Source organism: Pseudomonas sp. DE0010 (assembly GCF_007680745.1).
Lineage (GTDB): Bacteria > Pseudomonadota > Gammaproteobacteria > Pseudomonadales > Pseudomonadaceae > Aquipseudomonas > Aquipseudomonas parafulva_B.
In genome coordinates this window covers 112,968-134,253 of sequence record NZ_VEJQ01000006.1, presented here as the reverse complement: position 1 = coordinate 134,253, position 21,286 = coordinate 112,968, and the positions used below count along the sequence as shown (strand labels likewise).

Genomic DNA, 21,286 nt, shown 5'->3' with positions numbered 1-21,286 from the left:
TAAGAAGCGTGCCATGAGCGAAAGAACCACCTCCGCCAGCTGGGCATCTGGGATCGTCAAGGCGCTGGAGCTCGAAGGGCTCGATTGCCAGGCCATGTTCAAGCAGCTGGGGCTGGATTTCGCTGCTCTGGACGATCCAGATGCGCGCTTCCCGCAGGACGCCATGACCCGACTGTGGCAACTGGCAGTTGAGCTATCAGGCAATGAAGCAATCGGCCTGAACATGGCGCGCGTGGTCAGGCCGGCATCCTTTCATGTGGTGGGCTACGCGCTGATGTCCAGCCGCACGCTGGCCGAAGGCTTCGCACGGCTGGTGCGTTACCAGCGCATCATCGCCGAGAGCTCTGACTTGAGCTTTATCCTCACCCCTGAAGGCTATTCGCTGATCCTGACCGTGCATGGCGACCACCTGCCGCCCACCCGGCATAGTGCCGAGGCGTCGCTGGCCTGCGCCCTGTCGCTGTGCAAATGGCTCAGCGGCCGGCCGGTCCAGCCGCGACGGGTGCTGATACAGGGGCCACCGCCCAAGCACCTGGAACCCTACAAAGTGGCCTTTCATTCCCCGCTGATCTTCAATGCGCCCCATGATGCCCTGGTCTTCGAGCGGGCTGACATGGAGGCACCACTGCCAACAGCCAACGAAGCCATGGCCGTATTGCACGACCGGTTCGCCGGTGAATACCTGGCACGCTTCTCGGAGACCCGCGTGACCCACCGGGTGCGCCAGGTGCTGTGCCGCATCCTGCCCCAGGGCGAGCCCAAGCGTGAAACCCTGGCACAGGCGCTGCACCTGTCCCAGCGCACCTTGCAGCGCCGGTTGCAGGATGAGGGCACCAGCTTCCAGGCGTTGCTTGACGATACCCGGCGAGAACTGGCTGAACAGTACTTGGCCCAGCCCAACATGACCCTGCTGGAGACCGCCTACCTGCTTGGCTTTGCCGACCCTAGCAACTTCTACCGGGCCTTTCGCCGTTGGTTTGGCGTCACGCCCAGCGAGTACCGGGCTCGCCTGGGCACCGATATCGACGGAGTCAGTGACGCCAGAAAGCCGGCATGCACAACACCAGCACGGTGATGATTTCCAGCCGGCCCAGCAGCATGCCGCCGGCCAGGATCCACTTGGCGGCGTCGGGCAGCTTGGCGTAGTTGCCGGACGGACCGATCACTTCGCCAAGGCCCGGGCCCACGCCGGACACCGTCCCGGCCGCGCCGGTCAGGGCGGTCATCCAGTCGACCCCCAGCAATGACAGCAGCAACGCCATCACGCAGATGGTGATGGCGAAAAAGAAGGAAAACGTGAGGATCGAGCGTACGATTTCTTCGTCGAGGCGGTGCCCGTTGTACTTCTGCTTGATTACCGCCCGGGGGTGAATCAACTGGTTGAGGTTGGCCTTGAGCAGGATATAGGCCACCTGAAAGCGAAATATCTTGATGCCGCCGGCCGTCGAACCGGAACACCCGCCCACGAACCCCAAGTAGAAAAACAGCATCAACGAGAAGTTGCCCCACAGGCTGTAGTCACCCAACGCAAAGCCTGTGGTGGTCACGACCGAGGTCACGTTCAGCGCGACGTGCCGCAAGGCATCCAGCCAGTGCAGGTTGGTGGTGTACCAGTACCAGGTGCCCAGGATCACCCAGGTCGCCACCAGCATGCCCAGCAAGCCCTGCACCTGTTGATCGCGGATCAGGGCCCCGCGGTTGCCGCGCAACGTGGCCACGTACAGGGTGAACGGCAGGCTGCCGAGGATCATCACCACCACGGCCACCCAGTGCACGGCGGGCATGTCCCACTTGGCCAGAGACTGGTCGGAGGTTGAAAAACCGCCGGTGGAAATTGCCGACATGGCATGGTTGATCGCATCGAACGGGCTCATGCCGGCCCACCAGAACGCCAGGGCACCGAAGATGGAAAAGCCGACATAGACCCCGACGATGGACTTGGCGACCATGTGCGAGCGCGGCATCACTTTCTCGGAGCGGTCCGAGGATTCGGTCTGGAACAGCCTCATGCCACCGATGCGCAGCAGGGGAAGAATGGCTACCGCCATGGCGATGAAGCCAATACCGCCCAGCCAGTGCAGCATCGAGCGCCACATCAGGATGCCGGGCGACATGCTGTCCAGGCCGCTGAGTACGGTAGCGCCGGTGGCGGTGATGCCCGACATGCTTTCGAAAAACGCATCGGTGTAGCTGATGTGCTGCGTAAGCAGAAAGGGCAGGGCAGCGAACACGCACACCACCACCCAGGAGCACACCGTCAGCAGGTACATGTCGCGTGGACGCAGGTGCACGTGTTCGGGCCTGCCGGGCACCACCAGCAGCAGGCCCGCCACGAAGGTGATCAGGCTCGACCAGAGAAAGGACGGCAGGTCGCGGGTGTGTTCGAAGATCACCAGGGTGGCCATGGGGACAGCCATGCCCACGGCGAGCGTGATGAGGAAGATGCCGATGATGAAACCAATGATCCTTAGGGTCGGCAACGCCATGTGTTCTGCTCGGGCTCGAAACGGAAGGGCGCCATTCTACCTGTGGGGCGCAAAGGCTCAAGGCCAAGCTGCATCTTCATGCTGCAGGCCCTGGATGAGGTCGTGCTTGCAGCGTGGCGTCGGCCCCTTGAGAATGGCCGCACATTCATGTTCCAGGAGGGTAGCCGATGGAGGCTCTCGACGCATTGCTCAACCGGGTTTCGGTCCCGCGCCTGACCGACCCTGCGCCCAACGATGCCCAGCGTGAGGCCTTGTTCCAGGCTGCGCTGCGCGCCCCGGACCACGGTCAACTACGCCCTTGGCGCTTTCTGACTATCGAAGGATCGGCACGCGAGCGGTTGGGTGAGCTGTTCGCCAGCGCAGTCCAAAAGCGCGGCGATGCCAGTGAGGCTGCGTTGAGCAAGGCCCGCGCCATGCCGCTACGCGCGCCCTTGCTGATCGTGGTCATTGCCCGGTTGCACAAGCAGCACCCCAAGGTCCCGGTGCTTGAGCAGCAACTGGCGGCAGGGTGCGCGGCCCACGGCATACTGATTGCCGCGCACGCCCAGGGCGTGGGTGCCGTATGGCGCACCGGGGACCTGGCCTTCGATGCCCATGTCCATGAAGGCCTGGGCTTGGCAGACAACGAGGAGCTGCTTGGCTTCCTGTATGTGGGTACGCCCTTGACCGAGCCTCGCACGGCGCCTGTGCTCGCCACTGCCGACTTCGTCAGCGCCTGGGGCGACTGACCCCCGCCGCGTTTGACCCAAGCCGTTGGCCATTGCGCAGACCTGCGCAGTGGCGTTAGCTGCCAGGCGCTTCCGCCACCGGCAGCTCCAGCGTCGCGACGAAACCGCCTTGTGGATGGTTGGCCAGTATCAGTCGGCCTCCATGGCGCTCTGCCGCCTTGCGTGCAATCGCCAGCCCAAGGCCGTGTCCCGGAGCTTGTTGTCCCGGCGCCCGGAAAAACGGCTCGCCCAGTTGAGCCAGGTGCTCAGCTGCCACGCCGGGGCCCCGGTCACGTACGCACACCCGGAGCACGTCGCCCTCGCGCCACGCGCTCAGCTCCACAGGTTGACCCGCCGGGGTAAAGCGCAGGGCATTGCGCAGCAGGTTGTCCACCGCACGCTCAATCAGGGTTGGCCAACCCTGCAGGGTCAACCCGGGTTGCGCCTCAAGGCGTACATCATGCTCAGGGGCCGTCAGTTGCGCGTCCTTGCGCACGCTGCCCAGCAGCGCGTTGAGATCGACCGTTTCGGCATGGGCCTGGTCGGCGTCCACACGCGCCAAGGTCAAAATCTCACTGATCAGGTCTTCCAGGCGGTCGCATTCGCGGGTCAGGCGCGGCCACAAGGCCTGACGCTGCTCCGGCTCGGCCCGTTCGGCCAGGGCCAGGGCGATGCGCAGCCGGGCCAGCGGAGAACGCAGCTCGTGGGACACATCGCGCAGCAATTGGCGCTGGCTGGCGATGGTGCTTTGCAGGCGAGCGCCCATCTTGTTGAAATCCTTGGCCAGGACGCCGAATTCATCGCGCCTGCCGGCCAGTTGCGCCAGGCTGTTCTGCTGGTAGGTACTCTGCCCAAGGTCGTGCACCGCGCCACGCAAGCGGCTCAAGGGGCGGGTGATGGACAATGTCACGAACAGGCTGAACAGGGTCAGCACCACCAAGGCGATGCCCAATGCGCTCAGCGGCCAGAGCAGGCTCTCGCGGTGCCAGGCATCGAGGGCGGGGTGGGGGATGCGGTAGATCAGCAGGTAGGACGCATTGCTCTGGGGGCTGGTGTATTCCTCGGTCAGGCGGCGCCACGGCAGGCGCCGGTCATCGTTGTGCTGCCTGGCTTCGAGTGCAGCCGCGCGCCGGGGAAAGGTGCCTGGCACCACAGCGTCGCCACTGTCGTCCAGCACTTGCACGTCGATCTTGTAGCGCGCCTTGCGCCTTTCGAGAAAATGCTGCGCTGCGCCGGGGCCTTCCTGCTCGTAGTGCCTGGCCCATTGGCTGGCTAGCGTGTTCAGCCCCGGATGACGGCTTAGAATCCAGGCGTCCTGGTTGAGCGTGTGCGCCAGCAGTATCGACAGCCCTGCTACCAGGGCGATGGCCAGCCAGAAGCTGGCCAGGATGCGCCAGAACAGTGAACGCACGTAGACCTCCCCAAACGATGAAAGCCCGCCGCGCGCCAGGCTAACCTGGGGCACGGCGGGCGCTGACACTGGAGCTTACTGGGACTTGCCGGCTTTTTCAGCTTTCCAGGCCTGGAACTCCTGCCACTCCGCCTTCTTGGCGGCGCGTTCTTTTTGCAGTTCGTCGAACTTCTTCTGCTGGTCTGGCTTGAGCAGGTTGCGGACCGCAGCGTCGGTCTTGTCGCGGCTAGCTTGCATCTCTTGCTTCATGGCTTTCTGGTCGGCCGCTGGCAGCTTGTCAAGGTAGCGCTCGGTGATGTCGCGGCGCTGTTTCATCTGATCACCCATCAGCTTGCCGATCTGGTCACGCTGTTCGCGGCTCAGGTCCAGCTCGTGGAAGGCCGGGCCGCCGCGATGGTGCGGGCCGTCATGGCGCGGGCCGCCGTCGGGCATGGCCATGGCAACGGTGGGCAGTGCGGCGGCGAACAGCAGGGCGGTAAGGGTCTTGCGCATGGTGTCTCTCCTGTCATGGGCCGGTGATCACCGGATGAGCACAGTCTAGGGAGATGATCGTCAAGCGCGGTCAGCGCACGGTAAAGGGAACGTAAAGGCAAGCTCCCTTTCCTGGCGTCAGCCTGGCGCAAGCGACTACAGGCAGTAGTAATAGCCGCGGCTGCGCAGGGCGATGATGCGAGGTCGACCGTCGGCGTGCGGGCCGATCTTCTTGCGCAGGTTGCTCACGTGCATGTCCAGGCTGCGGTCGTAGAGCGTCAGCCGCCGACCAAGGCCGATCTGCGCCAGCTCCTGTTTGTCCAGAGGCTCGCCCGGTTGGCGCAGCAATGCTTCGAGAATGCGGCTTTCGGACAGGGTCAGGGTCAATTCGCGGCCGTCGATGCTGGCCACCCCGCGGGCAGGGCTGTAGACCAGGTCGCCCAGTTCCAGTTGGCTGGTGGCAGGGGCTGGATGGCTGCGGCGCAACACGGCGCGCAGGCGCGCGGTCAGCTCGCGCGGGTCGCACGGCTTGGCCAGGTAGTCGTCGGCGCCCAGTTCAAGGCCCAGGATTCGGTCCAGCGGCTCGCCGCGGGCCGACAGCATCACCACGGGCAGGTCGGCATGCTCACTGCGCAGGCGCTTGAGCAGTTCAAGCCCGCTACCGTCGGGCAGCATCACATCCAGTACCACGGCCGCTGGCGCACGGTCGGCCAAGGCCTGGCGTGCAGCCTGGCCATCGTGGCAAGCCCGCACGGTGAACCCTTCCTGGGTCAGCCAGCTGCTGAGCAGCTCGCACAGCTCCTGGTCGTCATCAATCAGTAACAGCTCGCTCATGACTCACTCAATTCAACCATTGACGGCGATGCGTTGGTCCGCCAGCCGCAAAGATACCCCAGTCTTGAGGTCTGCTGCCAACTGGCGATACCGGGCACGCCTTCTAGGCGAGGTGTTTCAAGGCAGCACTTGCTTGAAGGGCTTGACCACGACCTGATCGTAGACGCCTGCAGCGATGTACGGATCAGCATCGGCCCAGGCCTGGGCGGCGCTCAGGGAATCGAACTCGGCCACGATCAGGCTGCCGCTGAAGCCGGCCTCGCCTGGGTCATTGCTGTCGATGGCTGGGTGCGGCCCGGCCAGTACCACGCGGCCTTGGGCCTTGAGCTGCTGGAGGCGCTCGATGTGGGCCGGGCGTGCAGCCAGGCGTTTTTCCAGGGAGTTGGCGACGTCGCTGGCAATGATGGCGTAGAGCATGTCAGTCCTTGGGTTTGGAGGCAGAGGAGGTATCTTGCAGATGGCGCGACAGGTACAGCCCTTGGGCCACCAGGAACAGCACGGTCATGCCCAGGCTGCCGAACACCTTGAAGTCGACCCAGAACGCCGGGAAGGTGAAAGCGACGAACAGGTTGGCGGCGCCGCAGAACAGGAAGAACGCGATCCAGGCGAGGTTCAGGCGGGCCCAGATGGCATCGGGCAAGGTCAGCGCGTGGCCCATGATGCGCTTGATCAGTACCCGGTCGCCTATGAAGTGGCTACCGGCGAAGGCCAGGGCGAACAGCCAGTTAACCACGGGCGCCTTCCACTTGAGGAAGGTTTCGCTGTGAAAGGCCAGGGTCAGGCCGCCAAACACCAGGCAAGCGACCAGCGTCAGCCACTGGCCTTTCTCAAGCTTGCGCTGGCGCAGGAACAATGCGCCGTATACCACCAGCGAGCTGATGATCAGCATGGCAGTGGCACTGTAGATACCACCGAATTCGAAGCTGTGCCCGGCCAGCTCGACAGGCCGTGGATCCAGTTTGTAGACGATGAAGAACAGCAGCAGCGGGATGAAATCGATGAATTGTTTCACAATGGCAGCCAGAACCGGGATGTGACGGCATAATAACAAACATCGAATCCAGCGAAAGCGCTACTCCATGAATGTTGATCTGCACTGTCACAGCACGGCCTCCGACGGCGCCTTGTCGCCTTCGGCCCTGGTCGCCCGGGCCTTCGAGCACGGGGTGCGTACGCTGGCGCTCACCGACCACGATACCCTCGAGGGCCTGGCCGAGGCCCGGCAGGCGTGCCGCGAGCACGGCATGCAATGGGTCAGCGGCGTCGAGCTGTCCTGTACCTGGGGCGGCGCAACCATTCACATACTCGGTTACAACTTTCCCGTGGACGCTGCGCCCTTGCTGGCAGCGATCGAGGCCCTGCACCGTGGCCGCTGGTTGCGTGCCGAGGAGATCGACAGGCGCCTGGCGGCCAAGGGCATGCCTGGGACACTGGCAGGTGCCCGGCAAATCCAGCAGGCGCTCGGTGACAGTGGCAATGCCCCGGCCCGGCCACACTTTGCCGATTATCTGGTGCGTGCCGGCCACGTCAAAGACCGTGGCGAGGCCTTCCGCAAGTGGCTCGGCGCCGGCAAGCTCGGTGACGTCAAGCAACATTGGCCATCACTGGAGGAAACCGTTGCCACCCTGCGCCAGTCCAACGCATGGGTGAGCCTGGCGCATCCCATGCATTACGAGCTGACGCGCAGCAAGCGCAGGCGGCTGATTGCCGACTATATTCAGGCAGGCGGGCAGGCGCTTGAAGTGGTCAATGGGATGATGCCGGCCGAGCAGGTGGGCACTTTGTCCATCCTCACCCGTGAGTTCGGGCTGCTGGCAAGTGCTGGCAGTGACTTCCATGGCCCCGGCACCTGGGGCGAAATCGGTGCCTATCGGCCTTTGCCCGAGGACCTGCCACCTGTGTGGCACCGTTTCAGCCATGAACAGCCATTGCCGGTTTGAACAGGACGACGACGTGAGCCAATTTTTCCAGATTCACCCGGAAAACCCACAGCCGCGGCTGATACGCCAGGCGGTCGAGATCATTCGCAAGGGTGGGGTCGTGGTCTACCCGACCGACTCGGCGTATGCACTGGGTTGCCAGATCGGTGACAAGTCAGCCATCGAACGGGTGCGCCGTTTGCGTGGGCTGGACAAGACCCACAACTTCACCCTGATGTGCTGCGACATGTCGCAGCTGGGCTTGTATGCCAAGGTCGATACCGGCACCTTCCGGCTGCTCAAGGCCCATGTGCCGGGGCCGTACACCTTCATTCTCAACGGCACCCGCGAAGTGCCGCGCCTGCTGTTGCATGAAAAACGCCGCACCATCGGCTTGCGCGTGCCGGACCATGCCATCACCCTTGCACTGCTTGCCGAGCTGGGTGAGCCCTTGATGAGCGTGAGCCTGATCCTGCCTGGCGACGCCGAACCCATGACCGATCCCTACGAAATCCGCCAGCGCCTGGAACACCATGTCGACCTGGTGATCGATGGCGGCTACGGTGACCTCAAGGCCTCGACCATCATCGACTTGTCAGGCGATGAGCCCGAGCTGATTCGCGAAGGCTGCGGCGACCCTACCCCGTTCATGGTCAACGCGTGACCGCCGAGCCATTAACCCAGGCTACGGCTGCGCCTGCCGATCTGCCTGGCCAGTTGCAGTTGGCACTGGTCTACGGCGAGGCCGTGACCGAGCTGCCGCTGGACTTGTACATACCCCCTGATGCCCTGGAGGTCATTCTCGAAGCGTTTGAAGGGCCTCTGGACCTGCTGCTGTACCTGATTCGCAAGCAGAACATCGACATCCTCGATATCCCGGTGGCAGAAATCACTCGCCAGTACATGGGCTACGTCGAGTTGATGAAAACCGTGCGCCTTGAGCTGGCCGCCGAATACCTGGTGATGGCCGCCATGCTGGCTGAAATCAAGTCGCGCATGCTGCTGCCGCGCAGCGTCACGGTCGAGGAGGAGGAGGGCGACCCGCGCGCCGAGCTGATCCGACGCCTCCAGGAGTATGAACGCTTCAAGGCAGCCGCCGAGGGCCTGGACGGGTTGCCCAGGGTCGGTCGTGATCTTGTCGTGCCGTGCCTGGAGGCGCCCCAGGCAAAAGTACGTAAACTGTTGCCGCAGGTCAGCCTGCCGGAGCTGCTGGCATCCATGGCCGAAGTGATGCGCCGCAACGACCTGTTCGAAAGCCACCAGATCAGCCGAGAGACCCTTTCGACCAGAGAGCGCATGGGGCAGGTGCTGGAACGCTTGAAAGACGGGGGTTTCGTGGCCTTCATCGATCTGTTCGTCCCCGATGAAGGCAAGTTGGGGGTGGTCGTCACGTTCATGGCTGTGTTGGAGCTGGTGAAGGAAAGCCTCGTCGAACTGGTGCAAAATGAAGCCTTTGCCGCCATCCATGTGCGGTTACGCCCTGCTCCTGCTGAAGACGCCCATGAACCTGAATGACCCCCGCGACCTGGCTCCGCTGATCGAAGCATTCCTGCTGGCCTCTGGCAAACCACAATCGCTCGAACGCCTGTACGAGCTGTTCGAGGAGCCCGAGCGGCCCGAGCCGAAGACATTCAAGCGCGCACTCGAGGTGCTGGGCAAGTCGTGCGCCGGTCGTGCGTTCGAGCTCAAGGAAGTGGCCAATGGTTATCGGCTGCAGATTCGCGAGGATTACGCGCCTTGGGTCGGCCGGCTGTGGGAGGAGCGCCCGCAGCGCTACTCCCGGGCGCTGCTCGAGACCCTGGCGCTGATCGCCTATCGCCAGCCCATCACCCGTGGTGAAATCGAGGACGTGCGTGGCGTGGCGGTCAACAGCAACATCGTCAAGACGTTGGTCGAGCGCGAGTGGATACGCGTGGTGGGCCACCGGGAAGTGCCCGGGCGGCCGGCCCTGTTCGCCACGACCAAGGCGTTTCTGGATCATTTCAACCTGCGCAGCCTGGATGAGCTGCCAGCACTGGCCGAATTGCGCGAGATGCAGCCCGAGCCCTTGCTCGACCCGGACGACGCCCCGGTACCGGCGCACTTGCAGGCCCTGGCCGACGCCAGCCTGGGCGAGGACGAAGAGGCTGAGCCAGTCAAGGACGAGACCAGCTTTCGCAGCCTGCTCGTGGAGCTCGACGCCATGGAGCAGGGCCTCAAGACCGATTTCGACGACGTGCTCCAGCACGACCCTGGTGCCGAAGCATCGCTGGAGGGGGAGCAGAACGAGCAGGCCTGAACGCCGCAACGCCATCTGCTGTGGCCAGGGGCCTAGCCGTCGACCAAGGCCCGCCTGGCAGAAAGTCCTGGCAAGGGGTGTAAAAGCTTCTACCCTCCCATGCATTCATGCGGCGAACCACGTATGATGCGCGGCCTTTTGGCGCGTTCGTTGCCAGAAACCTGTTTTCATTCCTACACCGGGAGGTGCCCAGATGAGTGAGCAAGACCTGCAAGATACCCAGATCACCCCACCTGTTGGCGAGAAGCTGCAGAAAGTTCTCGCGCGCATTGGCGTGGGCTCGCGCCGTGACGTTGAGGCCTGGATCAGCCAGGGCCGCATCAAGGTCAACGGCGTTGCAGCCACCCTTGGCCAGCGCGTCGACCTGCATGACGCCATTGCTGTGGACGGCAAGCTGATCAAGCGTGAAGAGGCGGCCGAGGCGACGCGCCGGGTGATCATGTACAACAAGCCCGATGGCGAGATCTGCACCCGCGACGACCCGGAAGGTCGCCCGACCGTGTTCGATCGCCTGCCACGCCCCAAGGAAGGTCGTTGGATCAACATCGGCCGTCTGGACATCAACACCACCGGTCTGCTGCTGTTCACCACCGACGGTGAGCTGGCCAACCGCCTGATGCACCCGTCGTACGAAATGGACCGCGAATACGCCGTGCGCGTACGTGGGGAAGTGGATGACGAGATGCTCGAGCGCCTGAAGGCGGGTGTCATGCTCGAGGACGGCCCGGCCAAGTTCACCGACATCCAGAAGGCACCAGGCGGCGAAGGCTTCAACCACTGGTACCACTGCGTGGTGATGGAAGGCCGTAACCGTGAGGTGCGTCGCCTGTGGGAGTCGCAGGGCATGGTGGTCAGCCGCCTGAAGCGTGTGCGCTTTGGCCCGGTGTTCCTCAACTCGGACTTGCCCATGGGCCGCTGGCGTGAAATGACCCAGGGTGAAATTGACATCCTGGCGGCCGAGGTGGGCTTGCAGCCCGTGGCGTTGCCGGCCATGAAGCTCAAGGCCAAGGACAAGATGGAGCGCCTGCAGCGCAAATCGTCCCGCCCCCTGGGCCGTGGTGAGCGCGTGCGTAGCCTGCGCCCAGCCCAGGACGGCGCAGCGGCCGGCGAGCGCCCAGCACGCCCGGTGCGCGAAGAGTCGCCGCGCAAAGGCAACCGTGGCAGCGCAGTGGCCGAGCGCCCGAGCGAAATGCGCAAGCGCCCGGCCAAGCCCGAGGGTGACAAGCCAGCTGGCCGTGGTCGCGGCAAGCCGCGCGGCTGAGGCATTCGGGGCCATTTGTCGGCCTTTGCCTGTGTACCGACGCTGAACACATTGGGGCTGCTGCGCAGCTCATTGCCGGCAAGCCGGCTTCTGCACTAGGCGAGTAACTCGCGCTGAGCAGGAGTCAGTTGGCTGACGATGGGGCGCCAAGCGGCCCCAATGTGCAACCAGCTACCTGAACTGCGCTCCTGTCCAGATGCAACCCACCAGACGGTGCAATTCGGCTGCTCTCATGCAATTCATGGACTGAGCGTAACCCATTGGGCGAAAAGCCATTTCGTTCGTTTGGCAACTTAGATTGCCAGCTTGTAAGGATTTTTTTACAAGCATCGGCCAATTCCCGCAGCAAACCAGAAAACTTCCTCGTGCGTAAAGAAAGCTTGCCGGAGCATGGGTGCTCGGTTGTGCCGTCGGTCATATCCCTGTCTTGCCTAAACCCCCGCCCCAGGGTGTTATAGCCCTCATTGCCCCGTGCAACAGCCCGCCGCAGAGCCGGTTGATAAAACAACAATTGGAGGCGCCATGTACGCCGATCACCTCGCCCACAAAGGCCATTACCCCCGGAACGCTGCGTTTTTTCCGCCGGAAACCACGCAACGCGTTGACGCCTGCGCGCTCGCAGGGTTATACAGTGCGCCGCGTTTTACCTGTGACCCCCTTGCGTACCGCGCACTCCTGACCCCGCCCGGTTGACTCGACCGCGCAGTTGCACCCTCAGGAAGCAAGGTGACCACCTTGCCCATTCCGCTGCGCCACGAGCGCGGTGGGTCCGATTCCGTCACAGATAAAAACAATGCAGGTGACTTCGTTCATGAGTGGACACGACAAGCATTCAGGCGAGCTCAAGCGGGGCCTGAAGAACCGCCATATTCAGTTGATCGCCCTGGGGGGCGCCATCGGTACCGGCCTGTTCCTGGGTTCGGCAGGCGTGATGAAATCCGCCGGGCCCTCGATGATCCTGGGCTACGCGATCTGTGGCTTCATCGCTTTCATGATCATGCGCCAGTTGGGCGAAATGATCGTCGAGGAGCCCGTGGCCGGATCGTTCAGCCATTTCGCCCATACCTACTGGGGGGGCTTTGCCGGCTTCCTGTCGGGCTGGAACTGCTGGGTGCTGTACATCCTGGTGGGCATGTCCGAACTGTCCGCCGTGGGCAAGTACGTGCACTACTGGTGGCCGGAAATCCCTACCTGGGTGACAGCCGCTGCCTTCTTCGTGCTGATCAACGCCATCAACCTGATGAACGTGAAGTTCTTCGGCGAAGCCGAGTTCTGGTTTGCCATCATCAAGGTGGTGGCCATTGTCAGCATGATCGGCCTGGGTGCCTACCTGCTGACCAGCGGCAGCGGCGGGCCTGACGCGACCGTGGCCAACCTGTGGTCGCACGGTGGCTTCTTCCCCCATGGAGTCAGTGGCCTGGTGATGGCCCTGGCGTTCATCATGTTCTCGTTCGGGGGGCTGGAGATGCTCGGCTTTACGGCCGCAGAAGCTGACAAGCCCAAGACCGTGATCCCCAAGGCCATCAACCAGGTCATCTACCGTATCCTGATCTTCTACGTCGGCGCCTTGGTGATCCTGTTGTCGCTCACGCCATGGGACACCTTGGTCGCCAGCATCGATGCCTCCGGCGGCAGCTACGGCAGCAGCCCGTTCGTGCAGGTGTTCTCGTTGCTGGGCAGCGATGTGGCCGCCAACCTGCTGAACTTCGTGGTCCTGACCGCGGCCTTGTCGGTGTACAACAGCGGCACCTACTGCAATGCCCGCATGCTGCTGGGCATGGCCGAGCAGGGCGATGCGCCGGCTGCCCTGGCCAAGGTCGACAAGCGTGGCGTACCGGTGCGTTCGATTCTGGTGTCGGCGGCCGTGACCCTGATCGCCGTGCTGCTCAACTACTTGATGCCTTCCAGCGCGCTGGAGCTGCTGATGTCGCTGGTCGTGGCCACCCTGGTGATCAACTGGGCCATGATCAGCTACTCGCACCTCAAGTTCCGCCAGCACCTCAACCGCACGGGCCAGAAACCCCTGTTCAAGGCGCTGTGGTATCCCTATGGCAACTATGTGGTGCTGGCGTTCGTGGTCCTGATCCTGGGCATCATGCTGCAGATTCCGGGTATCCAGGTTTCCGTCTACGCCATTCCGGTCTGGTTGCTCTGCATGTTCGTCGCTTATGTCATCAAGTCACGGCGCAAGGGTGTTGCCCCTGCGGCCATTGGCAGCACCGCCAAATAAGCATCGTACAGCCGCATGCAAAACCCGAAGCGTTGACCGCTTCGGGTTTTTCTTTTCTGCGTGTCAGATCTGTTCCAGCAGCCACGCCCTGAACGCCCGCAGCGACGGTAGCGCCTCGTTACGCGGTGGATAGATCAGGTAATAACTGCGCTGACTGGCGAATGCCAGGCCTGGGCTGTACAGCGCTCCTTTGGCCAGCTCGTCTTCCACGAGCACGCGGGGCACCAGGCCCACCCCAATCCCCGCCTGCACGGCCTGAATCAGGTGCGAGGTCAACTCGAAGCTGGGGCCCAGGCGCATGCTTCGGTGGGGCAGGCCGTGGTGCGAGAACCATTCACCCCAGGCATGGGGGTTGTTGGCCACGTTCAACAGCAACTGCTCGCTGATGCGAGTGGGGCTCCAGTGCGGTTGTTCGTTGGCGGCCTGCGCCGGGAGAATCACCAGCAGCTCCTCGGCATGCAGGCGATGGCTGATTAGCCCCGGCAGGTCACGGCTGGCCACGCCAATGGCGGCGTCGATCTCGCTGGTGTCGAAGTCGATGGCTTCAATCCGCGAATGCAAGTGCACGAGCATGCCAGGGTGCGCCTTGTAGAAGTCGTTCAGGCGCGGCAACAGCCATTTGGAGCCAAAGGTGGGCAGGGTGGCCAGGCGCAGTGTGCCGACCCCGGACTGGTAGGCCAGCGCCTGGAGGGTCGCGCCCCGAATGCGGCCCAGTGCTTCGCTGAGCTCGCGCTGGTACAGCCGGCCGACGTCCGTCAACCGTACCTGGCGACCCTCGCGGCGAAACAGGGTAAGGCCCAGTTGCTGTTCCAGCGCCTGAACCTGCCGGCTGACCGCGCTCTGGGTCAGCGACAGTTCAGTGGCGGCACGGGTGTAGCTCTGGTGCCTGGCGGCCGCCTCGAAGGCCAGCAGCAGGGACATGGACGGGGTCAGGTGGCGGTAATTCATTCATGAAAGTCATCGATAGCGGCAGGATTATCCGTTTGCCCCTGGCGCAAAACTACAGGAACATTGCCACATACGTCACTGTTGCCGGCGCCACCCATGCCGCCACGACATCTTTTCCGTGAATCAGCCCTATTCCGAGGCCGTCCATCGATGATCGCCCAGCTGCCTACCGTTGCACCTGACGCCGACTACCCGGCATTTCTCCAAGCCCTGCGTGACAGTGGTTTCCGTGGCCAGATCAGCGCCGACTACGGTACCCGAACCGTCCTGGCCACCGACAACTCCATCTACCAGCGTCTGCCGCAGGCCGCGGTGTTCCCCCTGGACGCCGATGACGTGGCGCGGGTCGCCACGCTGATGGGCGAGTCGCGTTTCCAGGCGATCAAACTGACCCCGCGCGGCGGCGGCACGGGCACCAATGGCCAGTCGTTGACCGATGGCGTGGTCGTGGACCTGTCGCGGCACATGAACGGCATTCTTGAAATCAATGCCGAGCAGCGTTGGGTGCGGGTGCAGGCGGGTGTGGTCAAGGACCAGCTCAACGCCGCCCTCAAACCCCATGGCTTGTTCTTCGCGCCTGAATTGTCTACGTCGAACCGGGCGACCGTGGGTGGCATGATCAACACCGACGCCAGCGGGCAGGGCAGTTGCACCTATGGCAAAACGCGCGACCATGTGCTTGAGCTGCACAGCGTCCTGCTCGGGGGGGAACGCCTGCACAGCCTGCCGCTCGACGAAGAGGCGCTGCAGGCTGCGTGTACGGCGCCCGGTCGTGTGGGTCAGGTGTACCGCACGGCCCTGGATATCTGCGATACCCAGGCTGAGCTCATCCGCACCACCTTTCCCCCGCTCAATCGCTGCCTGACCGGCTACGACCTGGCGCACCTGCGCGACGAGCAGGGCCGCTTCAACCTCAACAGTGTGCTGTGCGGCGCCGAGGGGTCGCTGGGGTATGTGGTCGAGGCCAAGCTCAACGTACTGCCGATTCCCAAGTATGCCGTCCTGGTGAACGTACGGTACGCAAGCTTCATGGACGCGCTGCGCGATGCCAATGCCTTGATGGCGCAGCGGCCGCTGTCCATCGAGACCGTCGATTCCAAAGTGCTCGGGCTGGCGATGAAGGACATCGTCTGGCACAGCGTCGCCGAGTATTTCCCGGCCGACCCCGAGCGCTCCACGCTGGGCATCAACCTGGTCGAGTTCTGCGGTGATGACCCCATCGAGGTCAACGCCAAGGTCCAGGCCTTCATCGATCACTTGCGCGCCGACACCAGCGTCGAGCGTCTCGGCCATACGCTGGCCGAGGGCGCTGAGGCGGTGACCCGCGTCTACGCCATGCGCAAGCGCTCGGTCGGCCTGCTGGGCAATGTCGAAGGCGAAGTGCGGCCGCAGCCCTTCGTCGAGGATACGGCGGTGCCACCGGAAAAACTCGCCGACTACATCGCCGAGTTCCGTGCCTTGCTCGACGGCTACGGGTTGGCGTACGGCATGTTCGGCCACGTCGATGCCGGCGTGCTGCATGTGCGCCCCGCGCTGGACATGAAGGACCCGGCCCAGGCGGCCTTGGTCAAGCCTGTCTCCGATGCGGTGGCTGCGTTGACCCGTCGCTACGGCGGTTTGTTGTGGGGCGAGCATGGCAAGGGCCTGCGTTCTGAGTACGTGCCCGAGTACTTTGGCGAGCTGTACCCGGCACTGCAGCGCCTCAAAGGCGCGTTCGACCCGCACAACCAGCTCAACCCCGGCAAGATCTGCACACCGCCCGGTGCCAGCGAGGGCCTGACCAAGGTCGATGGCGTGACCTTGCGCGGCGAGTTGGACCGCACCATCGATGAGCGGGTCTGGCAGGCCTATGGCAGCGCCGTGCATTGCAACGGCAACGGTGCCTGCTACAACTACGACCCGAACGACGCCATGTGCCCGTCGTGGAAGGCGACTCGTGAACGTCGGCACTCGCCCAAAGGGCGGGCTTCGCTCATGCGCGAGTGGCTGCGCCTGCAGGGTGATGCGGGCGTGGATGTATTGGAAGTGGCGCGCAAGCCGGTTTCATGGATCAAAGGGCTGCCTGCGCGGTTGCGCAACGAGCGGGCGCGGCGCCAGGGGCAGGCTGACTTTTCCCATGAAGTTTATGACGCAATGGCTGGCTGCCTGGCCTGCAAGTCCTGCGCAGGGCAGTGCCCGATCAAGGTCAACGTACCTGATTTTCGCTCGCGGTTTCTCGAGCTGTACCACACCCGTTACCAGCGCCCTCTGCGTGACTACCTGATCGGCTCGCTGGAATTCACCATCCCGTACCTGGCCCATGCGCCTGGTCTGTACAACGCGGTGATGGGCTCGAAATGGGTCAGCCGCCTGCTGGCCGAGCAGGTAGGCATGGTCGATAGCCCGTTGATCAGCCGTTTCAACTTCCAGGCGACCCTGACACGCTGTGGCGTGGGCATGGCCACGGTGCCGGCGCTGCGCGAACTGACGCCTGCCCAACGCGAGCGCAGCATCGTGCTGGTGCAAGATGCCTTCACCCGTTACTTCGAGACGCCGTTGCTGTCGGCATTCATCGATCTGGCGCATCGCCTGGGCCACAGGGTCTACTTGGCACCGTACAGTGCCAATGGCAAGCCACTGCATGTTCAGGGCTTTCTGGGTGCCTTCGCCAAGGCCGCCGTGCGCAATGCCGCCCAGCTCAAGGCGTTGGCTGACTGCGGCGTACCGTTGGTAGGACTGGATCCGGCCATGACCCTCGTCTATCGCCAGGAATACCTGAAAGTGCCTGGGCTCGAGGGGTGCCCCCCTGTGCTGTTGCCTCAGGAATGGTTGCTGGGCGCACTGCCCGAGCAAGCGGCAGGGTGCACGTCCACCTTCCGGCTGATGGCCCATTGCACCGAGAAGACCAACGCCCCTGCCAGTACCCGGCAGTGGGAGCAGGTGTTCGAACGCATGGGGCTCAAGCTGATCACCGAGGCCACCGGTTGCTGCGGCATGTCAGGTACCTATGGGCACGAGGCGCGCAATCAGCAGACCTCAAAGAACATCTTCGAACAGTCCTGGGCGCTGAAACTGGATAAGGAGGGGGAGCCATTGGCGACCGGTTATTCCTGCCGCAGCCAGGTCAAGCGCATGGCTGGGCGGCCGATGCGTCATCCGTTGGAAGTGGTGTTGCAGTTCGCCAGGGGCTGAAGGGAAACTTGCTCGACCGAGCGGTGTGAAAACGTGCTGAAACGCAAGGCGCCATATCAGCCGTTTTCACACAGCCAGTGTGCGCGGTCTAGTCCTGGTCGGCGCTGGTCTGATCGTCACCTTCCTGCTCGCGGGCAGGTGCCGAGTCAGCGTGGGCGGTAACGGTGGGCTCTTCTGGGTTCAGGCTTGGGAAGGGAATATTCGGGATCTCATGCATCTCGTCGTTCCTCGCAAGTGTGAGTGAAAAGGCTGCGCCAGGCGCGTGTGAAGCTTCAAGAAGCTGGGGCAGGATACACAAGTCTGCATGACAGTTTGGCTTTTTTCCTACGCACGCCGGTTGATCAAGGCCGGTCATGCTCGCCGTGCAAGGCTGATCTTGCTGCGTGATAAAAAGCATGACTTAGGCTGATGATCACTGGGGCCGCAGAGCGGCCCCGGCGATCCTAAGTGAACACCACCATTGCCGACGGCCACGTCCGCGTTAGCCTCGGGCCGACCGCCGTGGGCAGTTTACTTGCGCCCTTCGGCCGTCTCGGCCACTTTGTCGGTACGTGCGCACATGATGAAGTCGTTACGGTGCAGGCCTTTGATCGAGTGGCTCCACCAGGTGACGGTCACCTTGCCCCACTCGGTCAGCAGTCCCGGGTGATGGCCTTCGGCCTCGGCAATTTCCCCAACGGCGTTGGTAAACGCCAGGGCATGCTTGAAATTCTTGAACAAAAATACGCGCTCAAGCTCCATGTGGCCGTCACGCACTTCGATGTTCCAATCCGGAATTTCGCGAATCAGCTCGGCCAGCTCCTGCTCGCTGACTTTTGGTGCATCGGCGCGGCAGGCTTCGCAGTGGGCTTGGTTCAAGGCATTCATACGTTCTTATCCATGTGGCGTTGTGAGTGGCAAGCAGCGTTCAAGCGGCAACCTTGGGTGGAAACTTCGGCGCGTGCAAGCCTAGCTGCTGGGCTTGCGCGACCATGCCCATGATGTCTTCGTGAGCAAGGTCGAACAGGCGCTTGAGCTCTGGCAGCACGAAGTACACCGGCTGCAGGATGTCGATCCGATAAGGGGTGCGCATGGCCTCGATGGGGTCGAAGGCCTGATGCTCGGGTTCGCCAGACAGGCTGTAGACCGTCTCCTTGGGCGAGGACAGGATGCCACCGCCGTAGATCTTGCGGCCGTTGGGTGTGTCCATCAGGCCGAATTCGATGGTCATCCAGTACAGGCGCGCCAGATAGACGCGCTGTTCCTTGGTGGCGGCCAGGCCCAGCTTGCCGTAGGTATGGGTGAATTCGGCAAACCAGGGGTTGGTCAGCAGCGGGCAGTGGCCGAAGATTTCGTGAAAGATGTCCGGTTCCTGGAGGTAGTCCAGTTCTTCGGGCGTGCGAATGAACGTTGCCACCGGGAAGCGCTTGCTGGCAAGCAGCTCGAAGAAGGTCTGGAACGGAATCAATGCCGGAACCCGTGCGACCTGCCAGCCGGTGGTTGCCCCCAGCACCTTGTTGATCTCACCTAGCTGCGGAATGCGGTCATGAGGCAGCTTCAACTGCTCGATACCGTCGAGGTATTCCTGACAGGCACGCCCTTCGATCACCTTTAGTTGGCGGGTGATCAACGTGTTCCACACGCCATGCTCCTGCTGCGGGTAATCGATGAACCCCTGCGCATCAGGCTCGCGTGCCACATAGTGGGTGTGCTTCATGAAGGTCTCCTGATCAGCTCTTGTCGTTATGTACAGGTAGGCATCAGAAATAACCCGTTATTGCACAGTGCACATCTACTCATGGAGGGGAGGGGGCCCAGGCGGGCACGCTATTTTGTAAGGATAATTTTACAAAACCCCTGAATTGTCCCAACATCAAGCTCCTGCAATGATCATCAGCGGTCATTTCGTAAGAATTTCTTTACAAGTTTTCCCCTCAAGCGGGAAGTTTTTGCTAGGCGTATTCCTTATGCGTATCAAAGTGCACTGCCAGAACCGTATCGGGATTCTGCGCGACATCCTCAACCTGTTGGTCGACTACGGCATCAACGTCTTGCGGGGCGAAGTGGGGGGTGACCATGGCAACGCCATCTACCTGCACTGCCCGAACCTCATCAACCTCCAGTTCCAGGCCCTGCGCCCCAAGTTCGAGGCCATCACGGGCGTGTTCGGCGTCAAGCGCGTGGGGCTGATGCCCAGCGAGCGCCGGCACATGGAACTCAACGCGCTGCTTGGGGCGCTGGAGTTTCCCGTGCTCTCGATCGACATGGGTGGCAGCATCGTGGCGGCAAACCGGTCGGCAGCCCAATTGCTGGGGGTGCGGGTCGACGAAGTGCCCGGCCTGCCACTGGCTCGCTACGTGGACGACTTCGACTTGCCGGAACTGGTGCGCAGCAACAAGTCGCGTATCAACGGTCTGCGGGTACAGGTCAAGGGCCATGTGTTCCTGGCCGACATCGCGCCGTTGCAGTCCGAGCACGATGACAGCGAAGCGTTGGCTGGCGCCGTGCTCACCCTGCACCGTGCCGATCGCATCGGTGAACGTATCTACAATGTGCGCAAGCAGGAGTTGCGGGGGTTCGACAGCATTTTCCAGAGCTCACGCCTGATGGCTGCCGTTGTCCGTGAAGCAAGGCGAATGGCGCCGCTGGATGCGCCGCTGTTGATCGAAGGGGAAACCGGCACCGGCAAGGAGCTTCTGGCCAGGGCGTGCCACCTGGCGAGCCCGCGTGGGCAGTCGCCGCTGATGGCGCTCAACTGTGCCGGCCTGCCTGAGTCGATGGCCGAGACCGAGCTGTTCGGCTACGGGCCGGGCGCCTTCGAGGGCGCCCGCGCCGAAGGCAAACTGGGTCTGCTGGAGCTGACGGCCGGCGGCACGCTGTTTCTCGATGGCGTGGCTGAAATGAGCCCGCGGCTTCAGGTGAAGTTGTTGCGGTTCTTGCAGGACGGATGTTTTCGCCGTGTTGGCAGCGACGAAGAGGTCTATCTGGATGTACGGGTGATCTGCGCCACGCAGGTGGACCTGTCCGAGCTCTGCGCCCGGGGCGAATTCCGCCAGGACTTGTACCACCGGCTCAACGTGCTGTCGTTGCACATTCCGCCCTTGCGCGAATGCATGGATGGGCTCGATGGGCTGGTGCAGTATTTTCTCGATCAGGCCAGTCGGCAGATCGGATGCGCCATGCCGCGCCTGGCGCCAGGGGCGATGCAAAAGTTGGCCGGCTACGATTGGCCGGGAAACGTTCGGCAGTTGGAAAACGTGGTATTCCAGGCGGTGTCGTTATGTGAAAACGGTGTGGTCAAGACTGAGCATGTGCGGTTACCCGATTATGGCGTGCGACAGCCGTTGGGGGATTTTTCACTGGACGGTGCATTGTCCGATATTGTCGGGCGTTTTGAAAAAGCCGTATTGGAAAGTTTGCTTAAAGAGTTTCCAAGTAGCCGTGCATTGGGCAAACGCTTGGGTGTATCGCATACGACCATTGCCAATAAGTTAAAAGACTATTCACTGGGCAAATCGTCAGGGCACTGATTGGACAGTGCTAAGCGTAGTCTCCTGTCGCTTTAACTTGCTGCTGTTAGTTGTGTGCAGA

The 21,286-nt window shown here is 62.8% G+C and carries 20 protein-coding genes; 10 read left to right on the top strand and 10 right to left on the bottom strand.

Features of this window, described 5'->3' with window-relative positions; all coding sequences use genetic code 11:
- Nucleotides 1–13 precede the first annotated feature (13 nt).
- Nucleotides 14–1,075, top strand: a complete 1,062-nt coding sequence (locus FS767_RS07005) for an AraC family transcriptional regulator (protein WP_058605591.1) — start codon at nucleotides 14–16, stop codon at nucleotides 1,073–1,075.
- On the opposite strand, the gene FS767_RS07000 is transcribed toward FS767_RS07005, so the two are convergent.
- On the bottom strand, nucleotides 1,032–2,486 hold the full coding sequence (locus FS767_RS07000; protein WP_058605590.1) for a TrkH family potassium uptake protein: 1,455 nt from the start codon (nucleotides 2,484–2,486) through the stop codon (nucleotides 1,032–1,034). The genes FS767_RS07005 and FS767_RS07000 overlap by 44 nt on opposite strands.
- A 167-nt stretch (nucleotides 2,487–2,653) precedes the next feature.
- Between FS767_RS07000 and FS767_RS06995 the strand changes: the two genes are divergently transcribed.
- Entirely contained in the window at nucleotides 2,654–3,214 is a 561-nt protein-coding gene (locus FS767_RS06995; protein ID WP_144964671.1) for a nitroreductase family protein, read from the top strand.
- Between the two features lie 55 nt (nucleotides 3,215–3,269).
- Here the strand turns inward: FS767_RS06995 and FS767_RS06990 are convergent, their stop codons facing one another.
- The 5 genes from FS767_RS06990 to FS767_RS06970 all read right to left on the bottom strand — a co-directional run bounded on the left by FS767_RS06990 (nucleotide 3,270) and on the right by FS767_RS06970 (nucleotide 6,921).
- The gene (locus FS767_RS06990; protein ID WP_144964670.1) at nucleotides 3,270–4,604 is read right to left on the bottom strand and encodes a HAMP domain-containing sensor histidine kinase; all 1,335 of its coding nucleotides are present in this window, start codon (nucleotides 4,602–4,604) and stop codon (nucleotides 3,270–3,272) included.
- 75 nt (nucleotides 4,605–4,679) lie between these two features.
- Nucleotides 4,680–5,096, bottom strand: coding sequence for a Spy/CpxP family protein refolding chaperone (locus FS767_RS06985; protein ID WP_058637602.1), 417 nt, complete (start codon nucleotides 5,094–5,096; stop codon nucleotides 4,680–4,682).
- Between the two features lie 135 nt (nucleotides 5,097–5,231).
- Complete coding sequence (locus FS767_RS06980; RefSeq protein WP_144964669.1) at nucleotides 5,232–5,909, bottom strand: response regulator transcription factor; 678 nt, start codon at nucleotides 5,907–5,909, stop codon at nucleotides 5,232–5,234.
- Nucleotides 5,910–6,026: 117 nt separating this feature from the next.
- Entirely contained in the window at nucleotides 6,027–6,326 is a 300-nt protein-coding gene (locus FS767_RS06975; protein ID WP_144964668.1) for a YciI family protein, read from the bottom strand.
- A 1-nt stretch (nucleotide 6,327) separates the two neighbouring features.
- Nucleotides 6,328–6,921: a septation protein A gene (locus FS767_RS06970; RefSeq protein ID WP_027915901.1), complete on the bottom strand. Its 594-nt coding sequence runs from the start codon at nucleotides 6,919–6,921 to the stop codon at nucleotides 6,328–6,330.
- Nucleotides 6,922–6,988: 67 nt separating this feature from the next.
- Between FS767_RS06970 and FS767_RS06965 the strand changes: the two genes are divergently transcribed.
- The 6 genes from FS767_RS06965 to FS767_RS06940 all read left to right on the top strand — a co-directional run bounded on the left by FS767_RS06965 (nucleotide 6,989) and on the right by FS767_RS06940 (nucleotide 13,597).
- Nucleotides 6,989–7,849 (top strand): PHP domain-containing protein, encoded by an 861-nt coding sequence (locus FS767_RS06965; RefSeq protein WP_144964667.1) that lies wholly within the window; start codon nucleotides 6,989–6,991, stop codon nucleotides 7,847–7,849.
- Between the two features lie 13 nt (nucleotides 7,850–7,862).
- Complete coding sequence (locus FS767_RS06960; protein WP_023533818.1) at nucleotides 7,863–8,492, top strand: L-threonylcarbamoyladenylate synthase; 630 nt, start codon at nucleotides 7,863–7,865, stop codon at nucleotides 8,490–8,492.
- Nucleotides 8,493–8,617: 125 nt separating this feature from the next.
- Nucleotides 8,618–9,343, top strand: coding sequence for a ScpA family protein (locus FS767_RS06955; RefSeq protein WP_178102719.1), 726 nt, complete (start codon nucleotides 8,618–8,620; stop codon nucleotides 9,341–9,343).
- Complete coding sequence (gene scpB, locus FS767_RS06950; RefSeq protein ID WP_144964665.1) at nucleotides 9,330–10,106, top strand: SMC-Scp complex subunit ScpB; 777 nt, start codon at nucleotides 9,330–9,332, stop codon at nucleotides 10,104–10,106. The genes FS767_RS06955 and scpB overlap by 14 nt, the downstream gene beginning before the upstream one ends.
- A 193-nt stretch (nucleotides 10,107–10,299) precedes the next feature.
- Nucleotides 10,300–11,367, top strand: coding sequence for a 23S rRNA pseudouridine(2605) synthase RluB (gene rluB / locus FS767_RS06945; protein WP_144964664.1), 1,068 nt, complete (start codon nucleotides 10,300–10,302; stop codon nucleotides 11,365–11,367).
- Nucleotides 11,368–12,178: 811 nt separating this feature from the next.
- On the top strand, nucleotides 12,179–13,597 hold the full coding sequence (locus FS767_RS06940; protein ID WP_144964663.1) for an amino acid permease: 1,419 nt from the start codon (nucleotides 12,179–12,181) through the stop codon (nucleotides 13,595–13,597).
- Nucleotides 13,598–13,660: 63 nt separating this feature from the next.
- On the opposite strand, the gene FS767_RS06935 is transcribed toward FS767_RS06940, so the two are convergent.
- The gene (locus FS767_RS06935; protein ID WP_058605582.1) at nucleotides 13,661–14,545 is read right to left on the bottom strand and encodes a LysR substrate-binding domain-containing protein; all 885 of its coding nucleotides are present in this window, start codon (nucleotides 14,543–14,545) and stop codon (nucleotides 13,661–13,663) included.
- Between the two features lie 150 nt (nucleotides 14,546–14,695).
- On the opposite strand from FS767_RS06935, the gene FS767_RS06930 reads away from it, so the two are divergent.
- A complete protein-coding gene (locus FS767_RS06930; RefSeq protein WP_144964662.1) occupies nucleotides 14,696–17,716 on the top strand; it encodes an FAD-binding and (Fe-S)-binding domain-containing protein in 3,021 nt (1,006 codons plus the stop codon).
- Between the two features lie 88 nt (nucleotides 17,717–17,804).
- On the opposite strand, the gene FS767_RS23185 is transcribed toward FS767_RS06930, so the two are convergent.
- The 3 genes from FS767_RS23185 to phhA all read right to left on the bottom strand — a co-directional run bounded on the left by FS767_RS23185 (nucleotide 17,805) and on the right by phhA (nucleotide 19,412).
- Nucleotides 17,805–17,933, bottom strand: coding sequence for a hypothetical protein (locus FS767_RS23185; RefSeq protein ID WP_256674240.1), 129 nt, complete (start codon nucleotides 17,931–17,933; stop codon nucleotides 17,805–17,807).
- 293 nt (nucleotides 17,934–18,226) lie between these two features.
- Nucleotides 18,227–18,583 (bottom strand): 4a-hydroxytetrahydrobiopterin dehydratase, encoded by a 357-nt coding sequence (locus FS767_RS06925; protein ID WP_023533765.1) that lies wholly within the window; start codon nucleotides 18,581–18,583, stop codon nucleotides 18,227–18,229.
- A 40-nt stretch (nucleotides 18,584–18,623) separates the two neighbouring features.
- Nucleotides 18,624–19,412, bottom strand: coding sequence for a phenylalanine 4-monooxygenase (phhA, locus tag FS767_RS06920; protein WP_058605580.1), 789 nt, complete (start codon nucleotides 19,410–19,412; stop codon nucleotides 18,624–18,626).
- A gap of 250 nt (nucleotides 19,413–19,662) precedes the next feature.
- Between phhA and FS767_RS06915 the strand changes: the two genes are divergently transcribed.
- Nucleotides 19,663–21,225 carry a sigma-54-dependent transcriptional regulator gene (locus FS767_RS06915; RefSeq protein ID WP_144964661.1) on the top strand — a complete coding sequence of 521 codons (1,563 nt, stop codon included), beginning with the start codon at nucleotides 19,663–19,665 and terminating at the stop codon, nucleotides 21,223–21,225.
- Nucleotides 21,226–21,286: the final 61 nt, after the last annotated feature.

What these genes read in the sequence shown, in the direction of transcription:
- scpB (WP_144964665.1), top strand. Translation starts at nt 9,330, where the DNA reads ATGAACCTGAATGACCCCCGCGACCTGGCTCCGCTGATCGAAGCATTC.
- FS767_RS06975 (WP_144964668.1), bottom strand. Translation starts at nt 6,326, where the DNA reads ATGCTCTACGCCATCATTGCCAGCGACGTCGCCAACTCCCTGGAAAAA.
- FS767_RS06925 (WP_023533765.1), bottom strand. Translation starts at nt 18,583, where the DNA reads ATGAATGCCTTGAACCAAGCCCACTGCGAAGCCTGCCGCGCCGATGCA.
- rluB (WP_144964664.1), top strand. Translation starts at nt 10,300, where the DNA reads ATGAGTGAGCAAGACCTGCAAGATACCCAGATCACCCCACCTGTTGGC.
- FS767_RS06965 (WP_144964667.1), top strand. Translation starts at nt 6,989, where the DNA reads ATGAATGTTGATCTGCACTGTCACAGCACGGCCTCCGACGGCGCCTTG.
- FS767_RS07005 (WP_058605591.1), top strand. Translation starts at nt 14, where the DNA reads ATGAGCGAAAGAACCACCTCCGCCAGCTGGGCATCTGGGATCGTCAAG.
- FS767_RS07000 (WP_058605590.1), bottom strand. Translation starts at nt 2,486, where the DNA reads ATGGCGTTGCCGACCCTAAGGATCATTGGTTTCATCATCGGCATCTTC.
- FS767_RS06940 (WP_144964663.1), top strand. Translation starts at nt 12,179, where the DNA reads ATGAGTGGACACGACAAGCATTCAGGCGAGCTCAAGCGGGGCCTGAAG.
- FS767_RS06980 (WP_144964669.1), bottom strand. Translation starts at nt 5,909, where the DNA reads ATGAGCGAGCTGTTACTGATTGATGACGACCAGGAGCTGTGCGAGCTG.
- phhA (WP_058605580.1), bottom strand. Translation starts at nt 19,412, where the DNA reads ATGAAGCACACCCACTATGTGGCACGCGAGCCTGATGCGCAGGGGTTC.
- FS767_RS06985 (WP_058637602.1), bottom strand. Translation starts at nt 5,096, where the DNA reads ATGCGCAAGACCCTTACCGCCCTGCTGTTCGCCGCCGCACTGCCCACC.
- FS767_RS06915 (WP_144964661.1), top strand. Translation starts at nt 19,663, where the DNA reads ATGCGTATCAAAGTGCACTGCCAGAACCGTATCGGGATTCTGCGCGAC.
- FS767_RS06930 (WP_144964662.1), top strand. Translation starts at nt 14,696, where the DNA reads ATGATCGCCCAGCTGCCTACCGTTGCACCTGACGCCGACTACCCGGCA.
- FS767_RS06935 (WP_058605582.1), bottom strand. Translation starts at nt 14,545, where the DNA reads ATGAATTACCGCCACCTGACCCCGTCCATGTCCCTGCTGCTGGCCTTC.
- FS767_RS23185 (WP_256674240.1), bottom strand. Translation starts at nt 17,933, where the DNA reads ATGCATGAGATCCCGAATATTCCCTTCCCAAGCCTGAACCCAGAAGAG.
- FS767_RS06995 (WP_144964671.1), top strand. Translation starts at nt 2,654, where the DNA reads ATGGAGGCTCTCGACGCATTGCTCAACCGGGTTTCGGTCCCGCGCCTG.